Source organism: Streptomyces sp. NBC_01166, from assembly GCF_045039765.1.
In the GTDB taxonomy this organism is placed as follows: Bacteria; Actinomycetota; Actinomycetes; order Streptomycetales; family Streptomycetaceae; genus Streptomyces.
Genome location: NZ_CP108613.1, coordinates 1,903,352 through 1,928,311, shown reverse-complemented (window position 1 = coordinate 1,928,311; position 24,960 = coordinate 1,903,352). Strand labels below are relative to the sequence as shown.

23 protein-coding genes are annotated in these 24,960 nt (G+C 70.8%); 17 read left to right on the top strand and 6 right to left on the bottom strand.

Annotated features, from left to right (window positions below):
• Positions 1–8 precede the first annotated feature (8 nt).
• The gene (der, locus tag OG379_RS08885) at positions 9–1,478 is read left to right on the top strand and encodes a ribosome biogenesis GTPase Der (RefSeq protein WP_393757902.1); all 1,470 of its coding nucleotides are present in this window, start codon (positions 9–11) and stop codon (positions 1,476–1,478) included.
• Between the two features lie 63 nt (positions 1,479–1,541).
• Here the strand turns inward: der and OG379_RS08880 are convergent, their stop codons facing one another.
• Positions 1,542–1,850 carry a hypothetical protein gene (locus OG379_RS08880; protein WP_362931909.1) on the bottom strand — a complete coding sequence of 103 codons (309 nt, stop codon included), beginning with the start codon at positions 1,848–1,850 and terminating at the stop codon, positions 1,542–1,544.
• A gap of 137 nt (positions 1,851–1,987) precedes the next feature.
• Positions 1,988–2,770 carry a hypothetical protein gene (locus tag OG379_RS08875; RefSeq protein WP_362931936.1) on the bottom strand — a complete coding sequence of 261 codons (783 nt, stop codon included), beginning with the start codon at positions 2,768–2,770 and terminating at the stop codon, positions 1,988–1,990.
• A 312-nt stretch (positions 2,771–3,082) separates the two neighbouring features.
• Between OG379_RS08875 and OG379_RS08870 the strand changes: the two genes are divergently transcribed.
• Together OG379_RS08870 and OG379_RS08865 are read left to right on the top strand one after the other, a co-directional pair.
• On the top strand, positions 3,083–4,360 hold the full coding sequence (locus OG379_RS08870) for a glycosyltransferase family 4 protein (protein WP_405660997.1): 1,278 nt from the start codon (positions 3,083–3,085) through the stop codon (positions 4,358–4,360).
• 349 nt (positions 4,361–4,709) lie between these two features.
• Positions 4,710–4,925, top strand: a complete 216-nt coding sequence (locus OG379_RS08865; protein WP_405660995.1) for an I78 family peptidase inhibitor — start codon at positions 4,710–4,712, stop codon at positions 4,923–4,925.
• A gap of 100 nt (positions 4,926–5,025) precedes the next feature.
• Here OG379_RS08865 and OG379_RS08860 read toward each other — a convergent pair whose 3' ends face one another.
• Positions 5,026–6,075: a phosphatase PAP2 family protein gene (locus OG379_RS08860; RefSeq protein ID WP_405660993.1), complete on the bottom strand. Its 1,050-nt coding sequence runs from the start codon at positions 6,073–6,075 to the stop codon at positions 5,026–5,028.
• A gap of 478 nt (positions 6,076–6,553) precedes the next feature.
• Here OG379_RS08860 and OG379_RS08855 point away from each other — a divergent pair, with 478 nt between their 5' ends.
• Together OG379_RS08855 and OG379_RS08850 are read left to right on the top strand one after the other, a co-directional pair.
• Positions 6,554–8,287: an MFS transporter gene (locus OG379_RS08855; protein WP_405660991.1), complete on the top strand. Its 1,734-nt coding sequence runs from the start codon at positions 6,554–6,556 to the stop codon at positions 8,285–8,287.
• An 89-nt stretch (positions 8,288–8,376) separates the two neighbouring features.
• Positions 8,377–9,615, top strand: coding sequence for an acyl-CoA dehydrogenase family protein (locus OG379_RS08850; RefSeq protein WP_405660988.1), 1,239 nt, complete (start codon positions 8,377–8,379; stop codon positions 9,613–9,615).
• A 22-nt stretch (positions 9,616–9,637) separates the two neighbouring features.
• Here the strand turns inward: OG379_RS08850 and OG379_RS08845 are convergent, their stop codons facing one another.
• Complete coding sequence (locus OG379_RS08845) at positions 9,638–10,078, bottom strand: cell division protein SepF (RefSeq protein WP_405660985.1); 441 nt, start codon at positions 10,076–10,078, stop codon at positions 9,638–9,640.
• Between the two features lie 307 nt (positions 10,079–10,385).
• On the opposite strand from OG379_RS08845, the gene OG379_RS08840 reads away from it, so the two are divergent.
• Complete coding sequence (locus OG379_RS08840; RefSeq protein WP_405668449.1) at positions 10,386–11,597, top strand: DUF5685 family protein; 1,212 nt, start codon at positions 10,386–10,388, stop codon at positions 11,595–11,597.
• Positions 11,598–11,627: 30 nt separating this feature from the next.
• Here the strand turns inward: OG379_RS08840 and OG379_RS08835 are convergent, their stop codons facing one another.
• Positions 11,628–12,566, bottom strand: coding sequence for an ABC transporter substrate-binding protein (locus OG379_RS08835; RefSeq protein ID WP_405660983.1), 939 nt, complete (start codon positions 12,564–12,566; stop codon positions 11,628–11,630).
• A 449-nt stretch (positions 12,567–13,015) separates the two neighbouring features.
• Here OG379_RS08835 and OG379_RS08830 point away from each other — a divergent pair, with 449 nt between their 5' ends.
• From OG379_RS08830 to OG379_RS08785, 10 genes are all read left to right on the top strand, one after another.
• On the top strand, positions 13,016–13,882 hold the full coding sequence (locus OG379_RS08830; RefSeq protein WP_405660981.1) for an amino acid ABC transporter permease: 867 nt from the start codon (positions 13,016–13,018) through the stop codon (positions 13,880–13,882).
• Positions 13,879–15,720 (top strand): FAD/NAD(P)-binding protein, encoded by a 1,842-nt coding sequence (locus OG379_RS08825; protein ID WP_405660978.1) that lies wholly within the window; start codon positions 13,879–13,881, stop codon positions 15,718–15,720. The genes OG379_RS08830 and OG379_RS08825 overlap by 4 nt, the downstream gene beginning before the upstream one ends.
• 45 nt (positions 15,721–15,765) lie before the next feature.
• Positions 15,766–16,674 carry an amino acid ABC transporter permease gene (locus OG379_RS08820; RefSeq protein ID WP_405660976.1) on the top strand — a complete coding sequence of 303 codons (909 nt, stop codon included), beginning with the start codon at positions 15,766–15,768 and terminating at the stop codon, positions 16,672–16,674.
• Between the two features lie 35 nt (positions 16,675–16,709).
• Entirely contained in the window at positions 16,710–17,462 is a 753-nt protein-coding gene (locus OG379_RS08815) for an amino acid ABC transporter ATP-binding protein (RefSeq protein ID WP_405668447.1), read from the top strand.
• A 54-nt stretch (positions 17,463–17,516) separates the two neighbouring features.
• Positions 17,517–18,491 (top strand): ABC transporter substrate-binding protein, encoded by a 975-nt coding sequence (locus tag OG379_RS08810; protein ID WP_393757924.1) that lies wholly within the window; start codon positions 17,517–17,519, stop codon positions 18,489–18,491.
• Positions 18,492–18,506: 15 nt separating this feature from the next.
• Positions 18,507–19,583, top strand: coding sequence for an LLM class flavin-dependent oxidoreductase (locus OG379_RS08805; protein WP_405660973.1), 1,077 nt, complete (start codon positions 18,507–18,509; stop codon positions 19,581–19,583).
• A complete protein-coding gene (locus tag OG379_RS08800) occupies positions 19,580–20,869 on the top strand; it encodes an NtaA/DmoA family FMN-dependent monooxygenase (RefSeq protein WP_405660971.1) in 1,290 nt (429 codons plus the stop codon). Before OG379_RS08805 ends, OG379_RS08800 begins: the two co-directional genes overlap by 4 nt.
• A 4-nt stretch (positions 20,870–20,873) precedes the next feature.
• The gene (locus OG379_RS08795) at positions 20,874–21,680 is read left to right on the top strand and encodes a DUF1684 domain-containing protein (RefSeq protein WP_405660968.1); all 807 of its coding nucleotides are present in this window, start codon (positions 20,874–20,876) and stop codon (positions 21,678–21,680) included.
• Positions 21,681–21,970: 290 nt separating this feature from the next.
• Positions 21,971–22,873, top strand: a complete 903-nt coding sequence (locus tag OG379_RS08790; protein WP_393757932.1) for a S1 family peptidase — start codon at positions 21,971–21,973, stop codon at positions 22,871–22,873.
• Between the two features lie 187 nt (positions 22,874–23,060).
• Positions 23,061–23,540 carry a hypothetical protein gene (locus OG379_RS08785; protein ID WP_405660966.1) on the top strand — a complete coding sequence of 160 codons (480 nt, stop codon included), beginning with the start codon at positions 23,061–23,063 and terminating at the stop codon, positions 23,538–23,540.
• An 11-nt stretch (positions 23,541–23,551) separates the two neighbouring features.
• Here the strand turns inward: OG379_RS08785 and OG379_RS08780 are convergent, their stop codons facing one another.
• A complete protein-coding gene (locus OG379_RS08780) occupies positions 23,552–24,481 on the bottom strand; it encodes a DUF4231 domain-containing protein (RefSeq protein ID WP_405660963.1) in 930 nt (309 codons plus the stop codon).
• A 212-nt stretch (positions 24,482–24,693) separates the two neighbouring features.
• Between OG379_RS08780 and fxsA the strand changes: the two genes are divergently transcribed.
• The gene (gene fxsA, locus OG379_RS08775; protein WP_393757938.1) at positions 24,694–24,858 is read left to right on the top strand and encodes an FxSxx-COOH cyclophane-containing RiPP peptide; all 165 of its coding nucleotides are present in this window, start codon (positions 24,694–24,696) and stop codon (positions 24,856–24,858) included.
• Positions 24,859–24,960: the final 102 nt, after the last annotated feature.

The following is a 24,960-nucleotide window of genomic DNA, read 5'->3' as shown; positions in this document are numbered from 1 at the left end:
CGGACTTCATGAACGACCAGATTCACTCCGGCGGCTCGGACCACGAGCACGGAGCACTTGGCGATGCCGAGTACGCGGAGTTCATGGAGCTCGCCGCGCAGGAGGGGTTCGACCCCGAGGAGGTCGAGGGCGCGATCGGTGCGGCCGGTCACGGACCGCTTCCCGTGCTCGCCGTCGTCGGCCGCCCGAATGTCGGCAAGTCGACCCTGGTGAACCGGATCATCGGCCGCCGCGAGGCCGTCGTCCAGGACAAGCCCGGCGTGACCCGTGACCGCGTCAGCTACGAGGCCGAGTGGGCCGGGCGCCGCTTCAAGGTCGTCGACACCGGTGGCTGGGAGCAGGACGTCCTCGGTCTCGACGCCTCCGTCGCCGCCCAGGCCGAGTACGCGATCTCGACGGCCGACGCGGTCGTCTTCGTCGTCGACGCGACGGTCGGCGCGACCGACACCGACGAGGCCGTCGTCAGGCTGCTGCGCAAGGCCAAGAAGCCCGTCGTCCTCTGCGCCAACAAGGTCGACGGACAGAGCGGCGAGGCCGACGCCACCGCGCTCTGGTCGCTCGGCCTCGGCGAGCCGCACCCGGTCTCCTCCCTGCACGGCCGCGGCACCGGAGACATGCTGGACGCCGTCCTGGAGGCGCTGCCCGAGGCCCCGGCCCAGACCTTCGGCACCGCCCTCGGCGGCCCCCGCCGCATCGCGCTCATCGGCCGCCCGAACGTCGGCAAGTCCTCGCTGCTGAACAAGGTCGCCAACGAGGACCGCGTCGTCGTCAACGAGCTCGCCGGCACCACCCGCGACCCGGTCGACGAGCTGATCGAGCTCGGCGGCGTCACCTGGAAGTTCATCGACACGGCCGGCATCCGCCGCAAGGTCCACCTCCAGGAGGGCGCGGACTACTACGCCTCGCTGCGTACCGCGGCCGCCGTGGAGAAGGCCGAGGTCGCCGTCATCCTGATCGACTCGAGCGAGTCCATCAGCGTCCAGGACCAGCGGATCGTCACCATGGCCGTGGAAGCGGGCCGTGCGATCGTGATCGCCTTCAACAAGTGGGACACCCTCGACGAGGAGCGCCGCTACTACCTGGAGCGCGAGATCGACACGGAGCTCGCGCAGGTCGCCTGGGCCCCGCGCGTCAACGTCTCGGCCGTCACCGGCCGGCACATGGAGAAGCTGGTCCCGGCGATCGAGACCGCGATCGAGGGCTGGGAGACCCGGATCCCCACCGGCAGGCTCAACGCCTTCCTCGGTGAGATCGTCGCGTCCCACCCGCACCCGGTGCGCGGCGGCAAGCAGCCCCGCATCCTCTTCGGCACCCAGGCGGGCACGAAGCCGCCGCGGTTCGTCCTCTTCTCGTCCGGCTTCCTGGAGCACGGCTACCGCCGCTTCGTCGAGCGCCGCCTGCGCGAGGAGTTCGGCTTCGAGGGCACGCCGCTGCACATCTCGGTGCGGGTGCGCGAGAAGCGCGGCCGCAAGAAGTGAGCTGAGGAGCATGGCGAAGCCCCCTGGGCCCCACATGGGGCCCAGGGGGCTTCGCCGTATCCCTCAGGCGTCCGTCGATCCGGGCGGCAGCGCCGCGGGCCGGGCACGCCCGGCATGCCGCCCCACCCGCTGCCAGGAACCGGGGTTGCCACCGCCGCCCGCGCTGTGGCTGCCCTGGGCGTTCGCCGCCGTACGGCCGCTCAGCGGTGCACGGCTGCCGAACGTCCCGATGCCGAACGTTCTGAAGCCGAGATTCTCCTCACCGGTGCGGTCCCCCGGAAGCGCCCGGAACGATCGCCTGTACTCGGAGTACAGGGCGTCGTAGATCGGGGTGGGGGACTTACCGCCCGAGGGGTCCTGCGACGGGCGCATGGCCGGAATCGGGGTCTGCTGCTGGCGAGGAGGGTCGTATGAGTGCACATAGGTGCCAACGACCTCACCGCCCGTCGGATGCGGGCCTGACGGAGAAAACGCTGTTCGGCGGGCAGGGGAGGGCAGCAGGGACACGGTCAGGTCCCGGCGAGCGGCATCGTCGCGGCGACCAGGAGGCCGTTGACCGCGGCCTTGTCCAGTGCGTCACGGAGCAGGTCCTCGCGCGGCTGCTGGCCGATGGAACCGGCCGGAGCGGCGAACACCAGGACGCTCTGCGCCTTGTTGGCGGCCGTCCGCCAGCCCTCGGTGACCTGGAGCGGCTGGTGCGCCTGCCACCAGGCGACCGGGCTGCCGCCGCCGGCGCCGGGCTGCAGCACCGCGTGCAGCTGGCCCATGGCGAGGAGCACGGACCAGCCGGCGAGGACACCGGGCAGCCGGTTGAGGTGGGGCGTGGGCTGGAAGCCCTGCTCCAGCAGGAGCTGGAGGAACTGGTCGCCGCCGCTGCCGTCCGTGCCGGGCCGTGCGATCGGCCCGGTCGGTTCGACGACCAGGGCCGGGCGGAGGTCGTCCTCGATCAGGACGAGACCGCTGGTGATGCCGAGGACGGCCTGTTCGGGCATGAGGCCCTCCGGATTCTGTGGCTCGCTGCCGGTGATGGACCGCACAGCGCCCTGGAGCTGGTCCTCCGCGACCTGGACCACCTGCGAGGGGATGCAGGTCGCGTGGGCGAAGGCGAGCACGGCGGTCTCGTCGCCCACGAACAGCACCGTGCTGGTGCGTTCCTGGTCGGAGTCGCCGGGGGTGCGGCATGAGGTGCAGTCGTAACTGCCTGGGGCACTGTCGCCGACGAGCAGCCGGTCGGCTTCGGCATCGCCGATCTCGGCGCGTACGTCCTCGCTGACGTCGAGCATGCGCGGCACGGGTGGCTCCTCGAACTCGGTGCGTGAGGCGGGCGGTTCCCCGGCTCATGGAAGACAACGGAAGACCCGGGGCCGGGGTCACGCGCGAATCGGGAGATTAAGAGACCGGTCAAGCGCCGGCGCCGGCAGACCGATGAACCGGAAGACCGCGCGGACGAACCGGAGCCCAACCCTCCGTGTAAAGGCCCCTGATGCACGCGCCTTCGTTCGAAACGTCACGGCTTTGTGCGACTCCTGTGCGAATGCTGTGGCGTGGCCTGACGCCACGTAGGGTCCGTTGCAGACCAGTCGAACAGGGGAAACGACTACGTAATGCACATTTCATTTCTGCTCCACAACGCGTACGGCATCGGGGGAACGATCCGTACCACCTTCACGCTCGCCAGGACCCTGGCGGAACAGCACGACGTCGAGATCGTCTCCGTCTTCCGGCACCGCGACGACCCGAAGCTAGGCGCACCCGAGGGTGTGCGGATGAGCCACCTCGTCGATCTGCGCAAGTCGAGTCCGGGGTACGACGGGGAGGCCGAGGAGCACGCCAGGCCCGCGTCGGTCTTCCCGCGTGGCGACACCAGGCACCGGCAGTACAGCCGGCTCACCGACAGCCGCATCGCGGCTCATCTGGGAGCCCTGGAGGCCGACGTCGTCGTCGGCACGCGCCCCGGTCTCAACGTCCACATCAGCCGGCAGGCGCGGCGCGGCCCGGTGCGGGTCGGCCAGGAGCACCTCACCCTCGAGAGCCACGGCTACCGTCTCCGCCGGGAGATAAGCCACCGGTACCAGCAGCTCGACGCGGTCACCACCGTCACCGAGGCCGACGCCCGGGACTACCGCACCGGTCTGCGGCTGCCCGGCGTGCGGATCGAGGCCATCCCGAACAGCGTGCCCGAGCCCGCCGGCCCACCCGCGGACTGCGACGCCAAGTCGATCGTGGCGGCGGGCCGGCTGCACCGGGTCAAGCGCTACGACGTACTGATCCGGGCCTTCGCCGAGGTCGCGGCGGTGCGCCCGGAGTGGCGGCTGCGGATCTACGGCGCCGGGGACGCGTCCGGCAACGAGCAGAAGCCCCTGCGCGGTCTCGTCGACGAGCTCGGACTCCGGGAGCGGGTCTTCCTCATGGGTTCGGCCGACCCCATGGAGAAGGAGTGGCCCAAGAGCTCCATCGCCGCCGTCACCTCCGAGCGGGAGTCGTTCGGCATGACCATCGTGGAGGCGATGCGGTGCGGAGTGCCCGTCGTGGCGACGGACTGCCCCCACGGGCCGGCCGAGATCATCGAGGACGGCACGGACGGGCGGCTGGTTCCGCCGGGGGACACCCACGCGTTCGCCAAAGCCCTGCTCGGCCTGATCGACGACGACGCCCTGCGGCACCGCATGGGCCGCGCCGCACGGGCCTCCGCCGCGCGGTTCGACCCGGCACCGATCGCCGAGCGGCACGAGAGACTCTTCGCCGAGCTGGCCGCCCAGGGCGGCGGGACGCGGTCCCGGAGCGTCCTGCGTAGCGCGTACCACCGGTCCAAGGGCGGCGTGCTGGACGGGGCGTACGCGCTGCGTTACAAGGCCGCGGCGGTGATCCGCAGGGGGGCCTGACGGGGCGCCCGGGCGGCGGGGCCTGGGAAAGGTAAGGAATACATAAGGGGGAGTGAATTCGAGGTGGCGTGCCCGTATATTCTTCTTACCGGTGTCTCCGGAAAGAGGATCGCGCACGGCGCCCTCTCTCCCTTCAATTCCCTCCCGGCGGCTCTCGCGGGCGCATTTCCCGGACGCCTCGTAATTCAGTCCGAGTGGAGTCGGGCTGCCGTTCGGGTGAAGTCGTCCCGGGTATACGCGCGTGGGGATCCTGTGACACAAGCGTGACCGCCGAGGTACACGGAGATGCATCGGGACCCGTGGCCACCACCGCTTCCGCCACGGCGCGGGGCGGCCTACGGTGAGGGGTATGGCATCTGTACCGACCCCTCCCGCCCAGCCGGACGACACCCCCGAGACGTACGTCGGCCTCGACGCGGAGGCCGCCGAACGGCAGGCCAGAGACCGTGGCTGGAGCACGGTCCGGGCTCTCGCGCCGGGCACCGTCATCACCATGGAGTTCCGTGGCGGACGCATCAACTTCGAGGTGGACGACTCGACCGTGACCCGTTGCTGGGTCGGCTGAACCCGGACCCGACGAGCGAAGGCCCCGACCGGAGTCGGGGCCTTCGCCGTGCGTGGGCGCGGTGACACGTACGTCCCCGCAGGTCAGGGGGGTAGAGCAGTCAGGGGGCGACCGGCCCGCCGGCGACCGGCCGGGACGGGCCCGCGCTGCTCCTCGGCGAGCGGTCCGCGTGGGGCGGGCGGCGCGAGCCGGCCGAGGCCGGCGACGTCCGCTCCGGACGTACGGGGTGTGCCGGATGCGCCCTGGCCCTGGCGGCGGCCCCCGGGTGACCCGCGCCGGCGGTTCCCGGTGCCCCGGGGGCCGCAGCCCTGCTCGCGGCCCCCTGCGCCCCTTCGGCGGTCGCCCCGCCGCCCAGCGCCTGTGGCAGCAGAACCGGCTCCGGTGTCACGGGAGACGGCACGGGCTTCCGGAGCCGCCTGCGGCGGTTCCTCCACTGCTCGCGCACCGAGAGGATGAGGACCTCGGCACGCGTGATCAGCGGCTCGAACCACGGCAGGGCGAGCAGGATCAGCAGGCCGGCGGCCCAGCCCAGCAGGACGTCGCTGAGCCAGTGGGTGCCGATGTAGACCGTGGTGAGCCCCACGCCCAGCGAGACGAAGGCCGACAGCGCCGAGAGGTAGCGCCTGGCCCGCGGCGTGGTGGCCAGATAGGCAAGGATTCCCCAGGTCACGACGGCGTTCGCGGTGTGGCCCGAAGGAAATATATCGCCGCCGGCGAAGAGCTCCGCCGAGCCGATCTGGGTGGCGTAGTGCGGGCCGAGCCGCCCGAGGCCGAGCTTGACCGCACCCACCGACAGATTGAGCAGCAGCAGGGACGCACCCAGCGTGAGCAGCGGGCGCAGCGTGTGCTGGCGCCAGGAGCGCCAGCCGAGCCAGGCGGCGACCATCACGGCCGTGGGGCCACGCTGGCCGAGCACGACGTAGTAGTCGAGGAAGGCGTGGAGCTCCGGCCACTGCTGGTAGGGCCGGAACAGCATGACCTTCCAGTCGAGGGCCACCAGCCAGGACGAGACCAGCACGGCGACGACGATGGCGAGATAGAACGCCAAAGTCCCGCCGAAGAGAGCGATGCGGTGACGGCTCATCCGCGGGGTCTCTATCTTCGGCGGTTCCGGCTCCCGGTCCAGACGGGCAAAGATGTCGGTACGCACACAATGGACGTTACAGCGAGTGAGTGTGTGATCCGGCCGATCCCGCGTCTTTGTGATGACGATGTGATGTGGACTTTGTCTCAGACAGGCATCTATTCCCGGTGCGGCGAGGAATGGGTTTCGACTCGTCGTCTATTAGTTCCGCGCGTTATTCGCAGAAATGTTTGGGTGTCGATGGAATGGCGCAGCGTGACCGCGCCGGGGAGTCGCCGTGCCATTCGGAGGGGCCGCCGGCCGACGCGCCGACGCGTCACCGGGGGACCGGCGTGGCGGGCCGGGCGACCCCCTGACGTGGGAGGCGGAGTGGCGTACGCCACACCCGGTGGCCGGTGAACGTATGAGCTGCACCACGCGTGACCACCTGGAACTCGCGTACGCTGACGGCTCACTCGCCCGTCGATGCCGGGCCCGGGGGACGCCGTGAGCCGGCCCCAGCAGGTCTGCCGAGCGCGAGGGACTCATTGTGGGAGGTACGTACATGACTGGGACGTCCACGGCCGTGAGCAGGCTGCGCGCAGCAGCCGACGGTGCCAACCGCTGGGTCGTCCTGGTCGTCCTCTGCCTCAGTCTCCTGCTCGTCGCGCTCGACGCGACCGTGCTGCACGTCGCCGTCCCCGCCGTCACCGAGGACCTGCGGCCCAGCGCCGTCGGCCTGCTGTGGATCGTGGACGCCTACCCGCTGGTCTGCGCCTCGCTGCTGATCCTCTTCGGCACGCTCGGCGACCGGATCGGCAGACGGCGTGTCCTCCTCTTCGGTTACGCGCTCTTCGGCGTCGCCTCCGCGCTCGCCGCGACGGCCGGCTCGCCCGGTGTACTGATCGCCGCGCGCGCCCTGCTCGGCGTGGGCGGCGCGATGATCATGCCGGCCACACTCTCGATACTCCGCCAGGTCTTTCCCGACCGCCGCGAGCGGGCCCTGGCCATCGGGGTGTGGACCGCGGTCGCCGCCGTCGGAGCCGCGACCGGGCCGGTCATCGGCGGCTTCCTCGTCGAGCACTACTGGTGGGGCTCCGTCTTCCTGATCAACATCCCGCTCATGATGGTGATCCTCCCGGTCGGCCGCTGGCTGCTGCCCGAGTCCCGCGGCGTGGACGACGGCCCGTGGGACGTGCTCGGTGCGCTGATGGCGGCGGCCGGGGTGCTCGGAGTGGTCCTCGGGATCAAGCGGATCGGCGGCGGTGAAGGACTGCTGAACCCCGCCACCCTGGTCCCGCTGTTCGCCGGAGCCGCACTGGTCGTCCTCTTCGTACGCAGGCAGAAGCGGCGTACGCATCCGCTGATCGACATCGCGATGTTCTCCCGGCCCGCCTTCACCACCGCGGTCGGCTGCATCGTGCTCGCCATGCTGGCCCTGGTCGGCCTGGAGCTGATCGCGGTGCAGTACCTCCAGCTGGTGCTGGACCTGAGCCCGCTGCAGACCGGTCTGCGGCTGCTCCCGCTGACCTTCGCCGCGATGGCGGCCGGTGCCACGGGTTCGTACACCCTGAGCCGCGTCGGTCCCCGCCGGATGGTCGGGTGGGGCTTCGTGCTCACCGCTGCCTCGGTGCTCCTGCTGACCCTGATGGGCCAGCACGACCGGCCCGTGCTGCTGACCGCCGGCTTCGTGCTGCTGGGTTTCGGGCTGCAGTCCACGCTGTTCGGGGCGTACGAGTCGATGCTGAGCGAGGTCCCCGCCGAGCGGGCGGGCGGCGCGGCCGCGATAGGCGAGACCTCCTACCAGCTGGGTGCGGGCATGGGCATCGCCCTGCTCGGCAGCGTCATGAACGCGGCCTACGCGCCCGGGCTCTCCCGGCTCCACGAGGAGGGAGTGCCGGCCGCCGCGGGATCGGCGGCCTCGCACTCGCTGGGTGAGGCCTACCAGGTGGCCGGCCGGCTCGGCGGCCCCATGGGTGACCTGCTGCGGAACACGGCCCGGCACGCCTTCGTCGACGGCCTCCACGTCACTCTGCTGGTCAGCGCGGGCCTCCTGCTGCTGGGTGCGCTGGCGGCGCTGCGCCTCCCGCGCGTCATGGACTGTCCGCCGGTGAAGGGCGCCTGCCGGGAACGGGAGGCCGCCCTCCCGGAGCAGGCCGTGGGGCCCGGAACGGCCGGCTCCGCACCGCGCGGCGAGCACCGTCCGCTCGCGGCGTCCGACGCCCCGGCGCGCCGGGTCCCCCTTCCCTCCCGGCGGGAACCCGCCGAGGCCACGGGCTCTGGACGATCAGCACGCTGAGCCGTAACGTCGGCACGGCGCCGTAACTACCACTGCTAGTTTTAGTACCGTGGCGCGTTTCTGTACCGTGCGAGCCGCCGGAGGCACTCATGTCCACCACCGAGTCCGCGAAGCCGTCTGCGCCGTCCGCGCCGTCGAAGGGCGGGCCGTTCGATCCGGGTGACCCGCTCGGGATCGACGACCTCCTCGACCCCGAGGATCTCGCGATCCGCGACACCGTGCGCGCCTGGGCCGCCGACCGGGTCCTCCCGCACATCGCCGAGTGGTACGAGAACGGCGAGCTCCGCGGCATCCGCGAGCTGGCCCGCGAGCTCGGCTCGCTCGGCGCGCTGGGCATGTCCCTGCAGGGGTACGGCTGCGCCGGGGCGAGCGCCGTCCAGTACGGCCTGGCCTGTCTGGAGCTGGAGGCCGCCGACTCCGGCATCCGCTCCCTGGTCTCCGTCCAGGGTTCGCTCGCCATGTACGCGATCCACCGCTTCGGCTCCGAGGAGCAGAAGCAGCGGTGGCTGCCCGGCATGGCGGCCGGCGAGACGATCGGGTGCTTCGGCCTCACCGAGCCGGACCACGGCTCCGATCCCGCGGGGATGCGGACGTACGCGGAGCGGGACGGCGAGGACTGGATCCTCACCGGCCGCAAGATGTGGATCACCAACGGGTCGGTCGCCGGGGTCGCCGTCGTATGGGCGCAGACCGATCAGGCGGATGGCGGCTCGGGGATCCGCGGCTTCGTCGTGCCGACGGACAGCCCCGGCTTCTCCGCACCCGAGATCAAACACAAGTGGTCGCTGCGCGCCTCCGTCACCAGCGAGCTGGTGCTGGACGGCGTGCGGCTGCCCGCCGACGCGGTCCTGCCCGGAGCCACCGGCCTGCGCGGCCCGCTCAGCTGCCTCAGCCACGCCCGCTACGGGATCGTCTGGGGAGCCATGGGCGCCGCGCGCGCCAGTTTCGAGGCGGCGCTCGACTACGCGAAGTCCCGTGAGCAGTTCGGCAGGCCCATCGGCGGATTCCAGCTCACCCAGGCCAAGCTCGCGGACATGGCCCTGGAGCTCCACAAGGGCATCCTGCTCGCCCACCACCTGGGCCGCCGGATGGACGCCGGCCGGATCCGACCCGAGCAGGTCAGCTTCGGGAAGCTCAACAACGTGCGGGAGGCGATCGAGATCTGCCGTACCTCGCGCACGATTCTCGGCGCCAACGGGATCTCGCTGGAATACCCCGTGATGCGGCACGCGACGAACCTGGAGTCGGTGCTCACCTACGAGGGCACCGTGGAGATGCACCAGCTGGTGCTGGGCAAGGCGCTCACCGGCCTGGACGCTTTCCGGTAGGGCTCTCCGGCGAGCGCCCCGCTCAGCTCTGGTTGAAGAAGCCGTCGGCGGGCCGGCCGACGGCTTCGCCGTTGACCACCTGGGTGTGGGCGGGGGACAGCAGGAAGACCCGGGTCGCCACGCGGTCGATCGAACCGTGGAGGCCGAAGATGAGTCCCGCGGCGAAGTCCACGACGCGCTTGGCGTCGCCGGGGTCCATCGCGGTGAGGTTGACGATCACCGGCACACCGTCCCGGAAGAGCTCGCCGATGGCGCGCGCGTCCCGGAAGCTGTCCGGGGTGACGGTGGCGATCCGGCGGCCCTTGTCCTCGGCTTTCTCGGAGGCGACCCGCACGCGCGGGTCGGTCACCCATGGCTGATTCGTGCCGGTCTCAGCATCCTCGGAGTACTCGTCGTCGTAGTACCGCTCGTCGTTGTCCTCCACGAGGCCCAGCCAGGCGCTTGCCTTGCGCACCGATCCCATGGACGCCTCCTCTCACCGCGGTTCGTTGGTTCCGTATCTCTTTCCTATCCCTATGGTCGTCCATGATGCGGATACAGCGCCAAGGGGATAGTCGCCGCGCAGGCGATTCGTGACGCTACTGGTGCAGAACATGTGGCGATTCGTCAGGGTTCGTACCGCAAAGGGGGGCTTGCGGAAGGAAAATATGATGCACCCGTCCGTACGGGTGAGATGGGGCGCGTACGGGTGAACGGACGGCTCGATACGATGCACCCCGCGCAGGCGCATGAGCGCGGCTCGTCAGGTGAACGGCTCCCGGGGGATCGTCGTGTTCGGAATCGTGAGGCCATGTACCCATCGGCTGTCCGAGGGACTCAAGACCGAGTGGATGGCTCATCTCTGCGGCCTCTGTCTCGCTCTTCGCGCGGACCACGGGCAGTTCGCCCGGGTCGTCACGAACTATGACGGCCTGATCGTCTCGGTCCTGACGGAGGCTCAGTCCGAACGCTCCGCCGGACAGCGGCGCACCGCCGGCCCCTGCCCCCTGCGCTCCATGCGGACGGCTCCGGTCGCCCGCGGGGAGGGGGCCAGGCTCGCCGCCGCCGTGTCGCTCGTGCTGGCCTCCGCGAAGGTGCGCGACCATGTGGCCGACCGCGACGGTCTGTTGAAGCGGCGCCCGGTGGCCGCCGCCGCACGCCGGGTCGCGGCTGGCTGGGACAGGGCCGGTGCGCGCACCGGGGCCGAGCTCGGCTTCGACACCGCGGTCCTGGTCGACGCGGTCGACCGGCAGACCGGCATCGAGTCCCTCGCCGGCCCCGGCACCCCGCTGCTGACCGTCACCGAGCCCACCGAGACGGCGACGGCCGCGGCCTTCGCGCACACCGCCGTACTCGCGGGCAAGCCGCAGAACGCGGAGCCGCTCGCCGAGGCGGGACGGCTCTTCGGACGGCTCGCCCATCTGCTGGATGCCGTCGAGGACCGGGAGGCTGACGCCGCGTCGGGTGCCTGGAACCCGCTCACCGCGACCGGCACACCGCTCACCGAGGCCCGCCGCCTCTGCGACGACGCGCTCCACGGCGTGCGCCTGGCGATGCGGGACGCGGAATTCACCCACGGCACGCTGGCGCACGTGCTCCTGGTGCACGAACTGCGGCGCTCCGTGGACCGGGCCTTCGGACCCGGGGCGTGCTCCCACCAGGCAGGCGGGCAGCCTTCGGGCGCCTACGGCCCGCCGCCCGGCAACCCGTACGCACCGACCCCGGGGGGCCCGTACGGTCCTCCTGGCCCGCCGCTCCCGCCCGAGCCGCCCCGCAACCGGCGCGGCCTGATAGCCGGCTGCCTGGTCTGGGCGGGGCTCGCCTGCACCTGTCAGATGTGCTGTGCAAGCAGCTTCAACGACCCGTGGAGCGGCCAGGAGCGCGAAGGGCTCTGCCACAAGGCCGACTGCTGCGACTGGTGCGAGGGCTGCGGGGAGGGCTGCAACTGCTGCGGCAACTGCTGCAGCTGCTGTGAGGGCTGCGACTGCGGGTGCGACTGCTGACGGGCAGTCACCCGTCAGCACCCGGCGGCGTCACCTGATCTCGGGCGGCGAGATCCGCGACGTCCGGATCGCCGATCCGGTGGTGCCCCACTTCTTCAGGATGCGGTCGTAGGTCCCGTCGGCCTCGAGGCCGTTGACCGCTGCCTGGAAGGCCGGTGCCAGCGGAGTGCCCTTCTTGAAGGCGAAGCCGACGTCGAGCCGTTTGAACTCGTTGAGGAAGCGCAGCCCGTCCAGCTGGGTCACGCCGTAGCGCAGCCCGTTGATCGTGTTCATCACGACATCGCTGCGGCCCTGCTGGAGCGAGATCCAGACGGCGGACGGATCGGAGTACGTCTTGACCTCGTACGGCTTCTTTCCCGCGTCGGCGCACAGGTGCTTGTTCTCCTCCAGGGTCGCCTCGAAGGTCGTGCCCGCGCCGGTGCCGACGGTCAGGCCGCAGAGCTGCGTGAGGTCGGTGACCTTCTTCAGGTCGCTGTCGTCACGGACGGCGAAGCCCTGCCCGTCGTTGATGTAGGTGACGAAGTCGATCGTCCTCCTGCGCTCGTCCGTCACCCCGAAGTTGCCCGTGCCCAGGTCGTACTTGCCACTGCCCAGGGCCGGCAGGATCGCCTCGAAGGAGGCGACCTCACGCTTCAGCTTCAGCCCCAGCGCCTTGGCCGCCGCGTCCGCGAAGTCGATGTCGGCCCCGGCGAGCGTCTTCCCGTCCTCCAGGTAGAAGGCGCCGGGAGGGGCTCCCGTGGCGGTCGCGATGGAGAGCGTGCCCGCGGCGCGCACCTTCCCTGGCAGCAGCTTCGCCGCGTCCTCGTTCTTCTTCACCGACGAGACCACGTCGGTCGTCGGGATCCTGCCCTTGGCCGAGGAACCCGCGCCGGCCGGAGAGGCGGTGGGGTCGCCCGACCCGCAGGCGCTGAGTGCGAGTGCGGCCACGGTGATCAGTGTGAAGGCAGCGGTCTGCCTGGTTCGGGGCATGACGGAGTTTCTCCGGATTCGTCGACCCCGCTCCGGGGCCGGGGCAGCACGGAGCGTCGGGGCGGGAGATCAGCTGTACGAGGGGAGGGTCGAGCCACGTCGTGTACGCGAAGGAACGCAGGGGGATCCGCTCCGGCGCCGGCAAAGGCGCGAGCGGGAGAAAAGGAGACGCAGGGGGTCAGCTCAACAGGAACAGGACCACACACGACCGAAGTCGATGTGGGAGCGGGTGACCAGCCACTGCTGCGAATACATGGCCCAAGTGGAACAGGCATCCGGTGGCGCGTCAACTGAACTGAGACGTACGGCTCACACTGTGGACAAGCTTGACAACGGCACCGGGTGGCGCTTTTCTCGGAAGCGGACCGGCGCTGAGGGGCCCGGTCCACGTTGTGTTTCGCGCTGAAGGCACGCCCCGTGTTCGATCTCTGCATCCACGGAGCCTTCGCATGTCCGCGCAGACAGAAATCCCCACCCCGTCACTACCCGTCCCGCCGGACGAGCGCGTCGGGAAGAACACCCCTCGCATCGTCCCCGTACGCCGAACCGGCCAGTGGGCGGCGGCCGTTGCCGTCCTGCTCCTCCTCGGTGCGGTCCTGGTCTCGGTCGTGCGCAACGACGCCTTCCAGTGGGACGTCGTGGGCGCGTACCTCACGACCGACTCCGTGCTGCGCGGCCTCGGTCTCACCCTGTGGCTCACCGGCCTCGTCATGGTGCTCGGCTTCGCCCTCGGCACCCTGCTCGCCGTGTTCAGGCTCTCCGGCAACCCCGTTCTCCAGGCGGTGAGCTGGGGCTACATCTGGCTGTTCAGGTCGACACCGATCCTCGTCCAGCTGCTCTTCTGGTTCAACATCGGCGCCCTCTATCCGCAGATCCTCGGCGTCGACACGGTCAACCTGCTGAGCCCCATCGCCGTAGCCGTCATCGGCCTCACGCTCCACGAGGCCGCGTACGCCGCCGAGGTGGTGCGCGGCGGCATCCTGTCCGTCGAGCGCGGACAGCTGGAGGCGGCCCAGTCGCTCGGTCTCGGGCCCTGGCGCCGGTTCCGGCGGATCGTGCTGCCGCAGGCCATGCGCTCCATCGTGCCGCCCGCCGGGAACATGCTGATCGGGACGTTGAAGGGCACCTCGATCGTCAGCATCATCGCCGTGCAGGACCTGCTCTACTCCGTGCAGCTCGTCTACCACCGCACCTACGAGGTCATTCCGCTGCTGCTGGTCGCCACCCTCTGGTACGCGGTGATCACCTCGCTGCTCTCCGTCGGCCAGTACTACGTCGAACGCCACTACGCACGCGGCACGGCGGGCGTCCGGTGAGCGACACCCCGACGCTCGTCGTCATAGGCGGCGGACCGCGTGGCACCGGCGTCATCGAACGCATAGCCGCCAACGCCGCCGAGCTGTACGGCGACCGAGCCCTGGACATCCACCTCGTCGACCCCTACCCGCCGGGCGGTGGCCGGATCTGGCGGCAGGACCAGTCCCCGCTGCTCTGGATGAACTCCATGGCCGAGGACGTCACCATGTTCACCGACGACACCGTCCAGCTGGACGGCCCGGTGAGCCCCGGCCCCGCCCTGCACACCTGGGCCGCGGACGTCCGCGAGGGACGGACCGTGATCTCCGCCGACCCCGGGGTCCTGGAGGAGATCCGCGGTCTCGGCGGCCAGGGCTTCCCCAGCCGGCGGCTGCAGAGCGCCTATCTGCGCTGGGTGTACGGACAGGCCGTCGCCGCGCTCCCGCCCGGAGTCCGGCTCCACGAACACACCGGCCGCGCCCTGCGCGTCTCCGGGCCCCGCGACGGCCGGCAGCGCGTCCGGATCGAGGGGCGCGCCGAGCCGCTCGTCGCCGACCTCGTCGTCCTCGCCGTCGGCCACCTCGACGCCGAACCGGACGCGGAACAGCAGGAGCTGGCCGCCTTCGCCGGCCGCCACGGGCTGGTCCACCTGCCGCCCGACTTCACCGCCGACACCGACCTGTCCGCAGTGCCGGCGGGCGAGACCGTCCTCGTACGCGGCTTCGGACTCGCCTTCATCGACCTGATGGTGCTGCTCACCGAGGGGCGCGGCGGACGGTACGAGGACGGGGTCTACGTCCCCTCCGGCAGGGAGCCCGTCCTGTACGTCGGGTCACGGCGGGGCGTCCCGTACCACTCCAAGATCGGCTACACCTGGGACGGCGAACGGCCGCCCCTGCCCCGCCACTTCGGCGGCGCCCAGATGGAGGAGATCCTGAGCAGGCCCGGCCCCGTGGACTACCGGCGTGACCTGTGGCCGCTGATCACCAAGGAGCTGGGCCACGCCCACTACCACCGGCTCTTCACGGCCCATCCCGAGCGCACCACCGTGGACCTGGGCGACTTCGAGGAGAAGTACGCCGTCGCCGAGCCCGGCAGCCCCGAGCTCGCCGCGCTCGTCGCCTCGGCCGTCCCCGACCCGGCCGACAGACTCGACCTCGACGCCCTCGACCACCCGCTCGACGGGGTGCGCCACGCCACGTACGACTCACTGCAGGAGGGGCTGCGCGCCTACGTCGTCGCCGATCTCGAACGCCGCCACGACCCCGCGCACAGCTCCGACCTCGCCGTGTTCCTCGGACTGCTCTCCGTGTACGGGCAGCTGGTCGGAGCCGGCGACATCGGCCAGCGGTGGCACGGCTTCTTCAGCTACCTCGCCTCAGGGCCCCCCGGGCCCCGGCTGCGCCAGCTCCTCGCCCTCTCGAAGGCCGGGGTCGTCCGCTTCCTCGGCGCCGGCATGACCGTCGAGACCGACGAGGAACAGGGCGTCTTCCGCGCCCGCAGCGCCACCGTGCCCGGCGCGTACACGGAGGCCCGCGCGCTGGTCGAGGCCCGGTTGCCCGATCCCTCGCTGCGCAGGACCCGCAGCCCGCTGCTGAGCGCGCTGTACGAGGACGGGGCGGCCGGCACCGACACGGGGCTGCTCTCCGTGGACCCCGCCGACAACCGGGTCCTGGAGCGCGACGGCGGCCCGCACCCGCGCCGCTTCGCCCTCGGCCCCTACACCACCGCGCGCGGCGGCGGCGCCTTCACCCGGCCGCGCACCGGCGGCCCGGCCTTCCGGCAGAACGACGCCACCGCCCGCACGGCCCTGGCGTTCCTGCGCGACCTCTCCTGTCGGGACCGCCTCACCGCGTGAGCACGGCCCCCTCTTTCGCATCCTGTCGCAGAAGGAACCCACACCATGTCGCTGACCAGCGATCCGACCGTCGACCCGGAGGCCCGGACGGACCCCGGCGAGGAAGCGGCCGTCCGCGACCACGACTACGCGGCCCTGAAGGTCGTGCCCCTGCGCCACCCGTGGCGCTGGGTGGCCGTCGCCGCCACGGCCGTGCTGCTCGCCCAGTTCCTGAACGGGCTGGTCACCAATCCCGGCTGGGAATGGGACGTCTTCGCCCGGTTCATCACCGCCGAAGCCATCCTGCACGCCGTCTGGGTCACTATCCAGCTGACCTTCTACGGCACGGTGACCGGCTTCGCGCTCGGCATCGTCCTGGCCTTCATGCGGCTGTCCGACAGCCCCTTCCTCAGAGGGGTCTCGTACGCCTACATCTGGGCGTTCCGCTCGATCCCGCTCATCGTCCAACTGCTGTTCTGGTTCAACCTGGCGTACCTCTACAAGGAACTCGAATTCGGCATCCCCTTCGGGCCCGGGTTCGTCTCCTTCGACACGATGAACCTCGTCGGCGCGATGAGCGCCGCCGTCCTCGGGCTCGCCCTGCACCAGGCGGCGTACGCGGCGGAGATCGTCCGTGGCGGCGTACTGGCCGTGGACGGCGGTCAGTTGGAAGCCGCCGCCGCGCTCGGGATCCCACGGCTGCGGCAGCTGCGGCGCATCGTGCTGCCGCAGGCGATGCGCTCCATCCTGCCGAACGCCGCCAACGAGATCATCTCGCTCTTCAAGGGCACCTCGATCGTCTCCGTGATGGCGATCGGCGAACTCTTCTACCAGGTCCAGGTCGTCTACGGCCGCAACGGCCGGGTGGTTCCCCTGCTCATGGTCGCGACGGCCTGGTACATCCTCCTGACCACCCTGCTTTCCGTCCTCCAGCACTACGTCGAACGTCACTACGCCAAGGGGGCCGTGCGATGAGCACACCCACAGAAGAATCCACCGGATCCGGCCCCATGGTCGAGATCCGGTCCGTCCACAAGAGCTTCGGCCCGCTCGAGGTGCTCCGCGGCATAGACCTGTCCGTACGCGCGGGCGAGGTGACCGTCGTCCTCGGCCCCTCGGGGTCGGGGAAGTCCACCCTGCTGCGGACCATCAACCACCTGGAGAAGGTCGACCAGGGCTGGATCAGCGTCGACGGCACCCTCGTCGGCTACCGGAGGTCCGGCGACAAGCTGTACGAGCTGCGCGAGCGCGAGGTCCTGCGGCAGCGCACCAAGATCGGCTTCGTCTTCCAGAACTTCAACCTCTTCCCGCACCTCACCGTTCTCGACAACGTCATCGAGGCCCCCATCGCCGCGCTCGGCCGTCCGCGCAAGGACGCCGTCGCGGCGGCCGAGAAGCTCCTGGCACGGGTCGGGCTCGCCGACAAGGCCGGCGCCTACCCCAAGCAGCTCTCCGGCGGCCAGCAGCAGCGCGTCGCGATCGCCCGCGCCCTCGCCCTGGAACCGAGACTGCTGCTCTTCGACGAGCCGACCTCGGCGCTGGATCCCGAGCTCGTCGGTGAGGTCCTCGACGTCATCAAGGACCTGGCCCACGGGGGCACCACGATGATCGTCGTCACGCACGAGATCGGTTTCGCCCGCGAGGTCGCCGACACCGTCGTCTTCATGGACGAGGGACGGATCGTCGAACAAGGCCCGCCAGCAGACGTACTCGACCGTCCGGTGCAGGAGCGCACCCGCGCCTTCCTCTCCAAGGTCCTCTGACCCATGTCCCCAGACCCGTCCCCGCAGCCGTTCCCGCAACCCAGGAGCCATCACGTGTCCGTCCGCCGCACCCTCACCGCAGTCCTCGCCACGCTCACCGCCGCCGGCCTGCTCACCGCGTGCGGCGGCAGCGACGCCGTCGAGGACGTGATCGGCGCCAAGGGGCAGAAGGACACCGGTGTCAACATCGGCCCCGACCAGAACCGGATCAGAGGCAAGAAGGTGGACGCCGTCGCGGCCGAGGTGCCGGCCGCGATCCGCGAACGCGGCACGCTGCGGATCGGCGGCAGCGCCGACAGCACGCCGCCACTCGGCTTCTACGCGACCGACGACAAGACCCGGATCGGCGTCGAGATCGACCTGGCGACCCTGGTCGCCGACACGCTCGGACTCAAGCCGGTGTTCGAGCAGGTCTCCTGGGAGAACCTCTTCGTCGGCCTCGACAGCTCCAAGTTCGACGCGGTCCTCTCCAACGTCACCGTGACCGAGGAGCGCAAGGAGAAGTACGACTTCGCCACCTACCGGCTCGACAACATCGCCTTCGAAGCGAAGAAGGGATCCGGCTGGAAGGTCAACGGCCCCGCCGACGTGGCGGGGAAGACCATCGCCGTCGCCTCCGGCACCAACCAGGAGAAGATCCTCGTCGAGTGGGACGAGGAGAACGTCAAGGCCGGCCGGAAGCCGGTGGAGATCAAGTACTTCCAGAACACCACCGATTACTACATCGCCCTCCAGTCGGGCCGTATCGACGCCTACTTCGGTCCGAGCCCCTCGGCCAACTACCACGTCGCGTCGGCCGGCCAGTCGGAGGTCGTCGGCACGCTCTCGGGCGGGGGCGACGCCGTCCAGGGGAAGATCGCCGCCACCACGAAGAAGGGCAGCGGCCTGGTCGAGGCGTACGGCGCCGCGATCGACCACATCATCCAGGACGGCTCGTACGCGAAGGTGCTGAAGCGCTGGGGCCTGACCGACGAGGCCGTCGAGAAGTCGGAGATCAACCCGCCCGGCCTCCCCAAGACCGAGAACTGACCCGAGAGGTCCCCCATGTCCGCCACCAGGCCACTCCACCTCGCCGCCGAGATCGGTGGCCCCCCGCGCTACGCCGCGGGTTCCCACGTCACGCTCGCGCGCCTCGCCGAAGGGGGAGCGCTCGACTACGTCACCCTGAGCGACTCCTTCGGCCGCCCGGGTCCCGACGCGCTCGCCGTGCTGGCCCGCGTCGCCCCGGCCACCACGCGGATCGGTCTCGTACCGACCGTCACCACCACCCACACCGAGCCCTTCCACGTCTCGTCCGCCGTCGCCACCCTCGACTGGGTCAGCAAGGGCCGGGCCGGGTGGCAGGCCGACGTGTCGACGACCGAGGCCGAGGCCCGGCTGTTCGGCCGGCGGTCCGCCGCACCCGCCGGCGCCCTGTGGCAGGAGGCGGGGGAGGTCGCCGACGTCGGGGCCCGGCTGTGGGACAGCTGGGAGGACGACGCGGAGATCCGGGACGTCGCCACCGGCCGCTTCATCGACCGAGACAAGCTGCACTACGTCGACTTCGAGGGCAGCACCTTCTCCGTCCGGGGCCCGGCCATCGTGCCCCGGCCGCCGCAGGGGCGGCCCGTCACCGTCATCGACGGCACGAGCGGCCCCGCCCGGGAGACCGCCGCGCGGTACGCCGACGTCGTCCACGTACGGGCGACCTCGCCCGAACAGGCCGCCGTGCTCCGCGACGACCTGCGCCGGAGTGCCGCGGCCCACGGCCGGGACCCCGACAGCCTGCGGATCCTGGTCGCCCTCACCGTCGATCTCGGAGACGCCGAGAAGGCGCCCGAACCCGGTCTGGAGAGCGGTCCGCAGCTCGCCGGGCGGGGGACCTACTTCCGGGGCGGCCCGGTCGACCTCGCCGAACTCATCATCCGGTGGCACCGGGGCGGAGCCGTGGACGGCTTCCACCTCACCCCCATCACACCGGAGCGCGACCTGGAGAGGATCGTCAACGGGACGGTGGCCCTGCTCCAGCACCGCAGCCTGTTCCGCACCTTCTACCCGGGCGGCACACTCCGCGAGCACCTCGGCCTCGGCCGGCCCGCCAACCGTCACACGCTCGCGAAAGCCTCAGGGGGCAGTTCATGAAGCAGATGCATCTCGCCGCCCACTTCCCGGGCGTCAACAGCACCACCGTGTGGACCGATCCGCGCTCCCGGAGCCAGATCGACTTCTCCTCGTTCGAGCACCTGGCGAGAACCGCGGAGCGCGGGAAGTTCGACTTCTTCTTCCTCGCGGAAGGGCTGCGGCTGCGCGAGCACAACGGCCGCATCCACGACCTGGACGTGGTCGGCCGCCCCGAGTCCCTCACCGTCCTGAACGCCCTGGCCGCCGTCACCGAACGCCTGGGGCTCGCAGCCACGGTCAACGCCACCTTCAACGAGCCGTACGAACTCGCCCGGCGTCTCGCCACGCTCGACCACCTCAGTGACGGGCGCGCCGCGTGGAACGTGGTGACCTCGTCCGACGCCTTCACCGGCGAGAACTTCCGCCGGGGCGGCTATCTCGACCGGGCCGACCGCTACACCCGGGCGGCCGAGTTCGTGGCCACCGCACGGGAGTTGTGGGACTCCTGGACACCGGAGGGCGCCTCGCGGCCGTTCGCGCACTCGGGGCAGCACTTCGACATCTCCGGGGAGTTCACCGTCCCGCGCTCCCCGCAGGGGCACCCGGTCGTCATCCAGGCCGGGGACTCCGACGAGGGCCGGGAGTTCGCCGCGTCCGCCGCCGACGTCATCTTCACCCGGCACGGCACCCTGGAGGCCGGCCGGCGGTTCTACGCCGACGTCAAGGCGCGCCTCGCGAAATACGGCAGACAGCCCGGTGACCTGAAGATCATGCCCGGGGTCACCGTCGTCCTCGGTGACACCGACGCGGAGGCCCAGCAGAACGCCGCCGAGATACGCCACCAGCAGGTGTCGCCGCAGAACGCGATCCTCGCCCTCGAACAGATCTGGGGCCGCGACCTCTCCTCGTGCGACCCCGACGGGCCGCTCCCCGAGATCGACCCGGATCCCGGCTCGGACCTGGTCCAGGGCAGGGTCCGGGTCGCGGACCCGCTGGCCGCGGCCGCGCGATGGCGGGAGCTCTCCGAGGCGAAGGGGCTGTCCATCCGCCAGACGGCCATCGAGGCCACGGCCCGGCAGTCCTTCATCGGTTCCCCCGCGACGGTCGCCGCCGAACTGGAGAAGTTCGTCGCCACCGACGCGGCCGACGGCTTCATCCTCGTACCGCATCTCACCCCGGGCGGCCTCGACGGCTTCGTCGACCGGGTCGTCCCGCTCCTCCAGGAGCGCGGGGCCTTCCGCACCGAATACACCGGCTCCACGCTGAGGTCGCACCTCGGCCTGGCCCGGCCCGTATGGAAAAGTTGACCGCATGAGCACGGACGCACAGCAGGACAGCGAGGAGTTCCACGCCTGGCAGCGCTGGCACGAGCGGCGCATCGTCGCCGTGGCCGCGCCGCACGGCCCGCTCTCCCTCACCGGCACCCACTGGCTCGCCGACCACCCGGAGGGTCGAATTCCGGCCGTGCCCGGTCAGTGGCGCGAGGAGGGCGGCGAGGTGGTGCTCACCGCCACGCCCGAGGACGCGCTGACCGTCGACACGAAGCCGCTGTCCGGCGAGGTCCGCCTCGGCGCGGACCGCGGACCCATCGACACCTCCCGGGTGGCACAGGGCGAGCGCCGCCTGGTCGTGCTGAGCCGTGAAGGCCTCTGGGCCGTAAGGGACTTCGACCCCCAGTCCCCGGCCAGGCACGCCTTCCGGAGCATCGACGCCACCCCGTACGACCCGAAGTGGTCGCTGGACGGCACCTTCAGGCCGTACGACTCCGACCGGACCGTCCGCGTCGAGAACGCCGACGGGCGCCGACGGGGGCTGGGGCTCGCGGGCGAGATCGCCTTCACCCTGGACGGTGCCGAGCACACCCTCCAGGCGGCGGTCGAGCCCGACGGTTCGCTCTGGGCCGTCTTCGCCGACACCACCAGCGGGAACGGCAGCTACCGCTTCCGTTTCCTGAGGCCTCCGGCGCCCGACGCGGAAGGACGGGTGCACGTCGACTTCAACCGCACCCTGCTGCCGCCGTGCGCCTTCGCCGACCACTTCATCTGCCCCTTCCCGCCGCCGGGCAACACCCTCACGGTGGCCGTCGCCGCAGGGGAGCGGAACCGTATCGACGGCTGAACCGTCCCACGCCGGACACGAGGCGAAGGCGGCCCCATCAGCCCGGCCCGCCCCGGCGGTCCTGGTGGCCCCAGGGCTGCCGGGGCCCGCCACCCCGTGTTCGCACGAGTCCGAAAAGGCGCTCTTGCGCGGTCTCCTGACGCCCCTTGATACTCCCGAGCAGCGCCCGTCAGGAGTACGACACATCCGGAATTCGAACGTCTTTCGGATGTGTCGTGCCCCATGACCGCGCCTCACGGGTCCGGCCACCCCACAGGCGGGCCCCCGATTCCCCTCGGGAGGAATGAAAAGTGAGGATCAAGCGCACCAACCCCCGCAGCGGCAGCACCGCGAGACGCACCCGGATCACGGCCGTCTCCGCCGGCCTCGTGGCCGTCGCCGCCCTCGCAGTCCCGGCGGCCAACGCCGACCAGGCCGGAACATACGGCGCCGACCAGCTCAGAGCGGCCGGAGAGGCCGTGCTCGACGCCGACGTCGCCGGCACCGCCTGGAACGTCGACCCGGCGACCGGACGGGTCGTCGTCACCGTGGACAGCACCGTCTCGCAGACGGAGATCAACCGGATCAAGGAGTCCGCAGGCGCCGACGCGGGTGCCCTGCGCATCGAGCGCACCCCCGGCAAGTTCAGCAAGCTGATCTCGGGCGGCGACGCCGTCTACGCCTCCAGCTGGCGCTGCTCCCTCGGCTTCAACGTCCGCAGCGGCAGCACCTACTACTTCCTGACGGCAGGTCACTGCACCGACGGCGCCGGGACCTGGTGGTCCGACTCGGCCCACACCACGGTCCTCGGCACGACCACGGGATCGAGCTTCCCGACCAACGACTACGGCATCGTCCGCTACACCAACACCTCGGTCACCAAGTCCGGCACCGTCGGCAGCCAGGACATCACCAGCGCGGCCAACGCCACCGTCGGCATGTCCGTCACCCGGCGCGGCTCCACCACCGGCACCCACAGCGGCACCGTCACCGGCCTCAACGCCACGGTCAACTACGGCGGTGGCGACATCGTCTACGGCATGATCCGCACCAATGTGTGCGCCGAACCCGGCGACTCCGGCGGACCCCTCTACTCGGGCACCCGGGCGATCGGTCTCACCTCCGGCGGCAGCGGCAACTGCAGCTCCGGCGGGACGACCTTCTTCCAGCCGGTCACCGAAGCACTCAGCGCGTACGGCGTCAGCGTGTTCTGACCCGGCCGGGCACCGCCGCACTCCCGTGAGCCCCCGCCGATCCCCGGCGGGGGCTCCCTTTCGGCCCGCGGCTGTTGAGAGGATGTGGGGACGGTCGGTCGCAGAGGTACCACGGGGGGCGGACGCCGCGCGGTCCGGAGGGATGCCTTCCGGGAGCCCCCGCAGACACCAGGGGGGTTCCAGGTCCGTGAAACGCATCGGAGTGACCGGTCACCGTTCCATCCCCCAGGAGGCCCAGGAGCATGTGCTGGAGGGGCTGAGGGCGGCCCTGTGCGGACACGAGGGCTCCTTGGAGGCGCTCTCCAGCCTGGCGGTCGGGGCGGACCAGCTCTTCGCCGACCTCGCGCTGGCCCAGGGCGCGGAGCTGACCGTGGTCATCCCCAGCGGTGACTACGAGGAGGGCTTCGCCGACGAGGTGGACCTCGCGCGCTACCGGACGCTCAAGGCGCGGGCCGCCCGTGAGATCCGGCTGGACTTCCCGCACTCCACCGACGAGGCCTACTACGCCGCGGGCGCCTGGATCGCCGACCACTGCGACCGGCTGATCGCGGTCTGGGACGGCATGCCCGCACGGGGCCTCGGAGGCACCGGCGACATCGTGACGTACGCCCGCAGCCTCGGCCGGCCGGTCACCGTCATCTGGCGCGACGGCGTGGAGCGCGGCTGAGCCACGAGCACTCACATCCGGTGCCTGACCAGCCAGTCCGTGTGCTCGGGCGAGACGATCCGCTCGGTCTCGAAGACGGCGGCCGCCCACTGCCTTTCGGTGAGGGTGGTCTCCATCGCGGCCTGCATGTTCTCCAGGTCGTCCTCGACCAGGGAGTGCGCGGTCACCAGGGGATGGTGACGGCGCATCTCGTTCCAGGCGAGACAGGCGGCGGCAGCGGCGGAGAACGTCCCGGTAAGCGCGAACGACCCGGCGCCGCCGAAGGTCTGCAGCACGGCGAGGACCAGCGCCGGGAGCGTCAGCGCGGCGACGGTGCTGGACCAGACGAGCGCACCGCGCCGCGACACCAGCCTGCGCCTGCGGTACCAGCGCCGCTGCTCGATCAGCCGGTCCCGGATGTACGTCTCCTTGCGTACGGTGAACGCCTTCCCCCGCAGCTCCCTCATGGACCCGGTGATGAGACCGCCGCCCGAGTCCGCCATCTCTTCCCTCGGATCGTCCCACCCCACCTTCCGTAACTCCTGGAGCCCTTCCTCGAGCCGGCTGGCGAACACCGCCTCGGGGTGCTGGACGGAGGAGTCGAAGGGGGAGCCGTGGACCGCGTAGCGCCAGCAGTTGGACTTGATGAACTCGGCTGCGGAGCGGTTGAGTTGCCAGTGCGACTTTGCTTTGCGCCGGGAGCCGAGGTAGGTCGTGATCAGGACACCTAGGTACGCCAACACCGCGATACCATTGAGGAGTTGGATACCGGAACCGATCTCGGCGTGCCAGGGCAGGGCGGCGGGTACGGTGCCCAGGACGAGCAGGACCAGCTGGCCGCGGGTGGTGTTGACCGCCTCGCGCTGGCGTGCGACGGCCACGGCGTCGGTGTGGTGGAAGAGTGCGGGCAGATCAGCGCTCCTGAAGACCATGCTCTGCAGCGGTCCTGGAATCGCCGTCATGATCACCCCTGTATTCGATGTAATGGTCACCCCGGGCGGTGCCTGAACGGGTTATGGCCCATTTGGAGTAGTCCCGTAAATCACTCGGGTTACGGCTGTACGAGTCGAGTTGCACACCGGGGCCATGAGAGTAAAGTCGTGCCGCCGGACACTGCAATGGTGCAGGTGCCGGTGCTGTTTCCGTGTCCGGAACGAGCCCATCAAGGACGGCCGTGAAGACCTACGAATCCACCCCGAGCTTCGCTGTCGCGAAGCGTCGTGTGCCGCTCGCGAAGATCGACGTATCAGGCAGTGCAGCAGCTGAGAAGATGGGCCGGGTGCTCGCGACGGCAGGCGGACGTCCGACACAGATCTCGACATTCAACTCCTCGCTGTAGGAACAGCAGGGACGCCGCCGCCGTAAAGCTGTAGGAATTCCACCCGTTCGGCCGATCGGCCGCAGTGGCCCGTCGTCCGGATTCACGGCGCGGCTGGACTAG

Bases quoted from the DNA above. Each gene is read 5' to 3' on its own strand.
- der (WP_393757902.1), top strand. From the start codon at position 9: ATGAACGACCAGATTCACTCCGGCGGCTCGGACCACGAGCACGGAGCA.
- OG379_RS08880 (WP_362931909.1), bottom strand. From the start codon at position 1,850: ATGCGCCCGTCGCAGGACCCCTCGGGCGGTAAGTCCCCCACCCCGATC.
- OG379_RS08870 (WP_405660997.1), top strand. From the start codon at position 3,083: ATGCACATTTCATTTCTGCTCCACAACGCGTACGGCATCGGGGGAACG.
- OG379_RS08865 (WP_405660995.1), top strand. From the start codon at position 4,710: ATGGCATCTGTACCGACCCCTCCCGCCCAGCCGGACGACACCCCCGAG.
- OG379_RS08855 (WP_405660991.1), top strand. From the start codon at position 6,554: ATGACTGGGACGTCCACGGCCGTGAGCAGGCTGCGCGCAGCAGCCGAC.
- OG379_RS08850 (WP_405660988.1), top strand. From the start codon at position 8,377: ATGTCCACCACCGAGTCCGCGAAGCCGTCTGCGCCGTCCGCGCCGTCG.
- OG379_RS08845 (WP_405660985.1), bottom strand. From the start codon at position 10,078: ATGGGATCGGTGCGCAAGGCAAGCGCCTGGCTGGGCCTCGTGGAGGAC.
- OG379_RS08835 (WP_405660983.1), bottom strand. From the start codon at position 12,566: ATGCCCCGAACCAGGCAGACCGCTGCCTTCACACTGATCACCGTGGCC.
- OG379_RS08830 (WP_405660981.1), top strand. From the start codon at position 13,016: ATGTCCGCGCAGACAGAAATCCCCACCCCGTCACTACCCGTCCCGCCG.
- OG379_RS08820 (WP_405660976.1), top strand. From the start codon at position 15,766: ATGTCGCTGACCAGCGATCCGACCGTCGACCCGGAGGCCCGGACGGAC.
- OG379_RS08815 (WP_405668447.1), top strand. From the start codon at position 16,710: ATGGTCGAGATCCGGTCCGTCCACAAGAGCTTCGGCCCGCTCGAGGTG.
- OG379_RS08805 (WP_405660973.1), top strand. From the start codon at position 18,507: ATGTCCGCCACCAGGCCACTCCACCTCGCCGCCGAGATCGGTGGCCCC.
- OG379_RS08800 (WP_405660971.1), top strand. From the start codon at position 19,580: ATGAAGCAGATGCATCTCGCCGCCCACTTCCCGGGCGTCAACAGCACC.
- OG379_RS08795 (WP_405660968.1), top strand. From the start codon at position 20,874: ATGAGCACGGACGCACAGCAGGACAGCGAGGAGTTCCACGCCTGGCAG.
- OG379_RS08780 (WP_405660963.1), bottom strand. From the start codon at position 24,481: ATGACGGCGATTCCAGGACCGCTGCAGAGCATGGTCTTCAGGAGCGCT.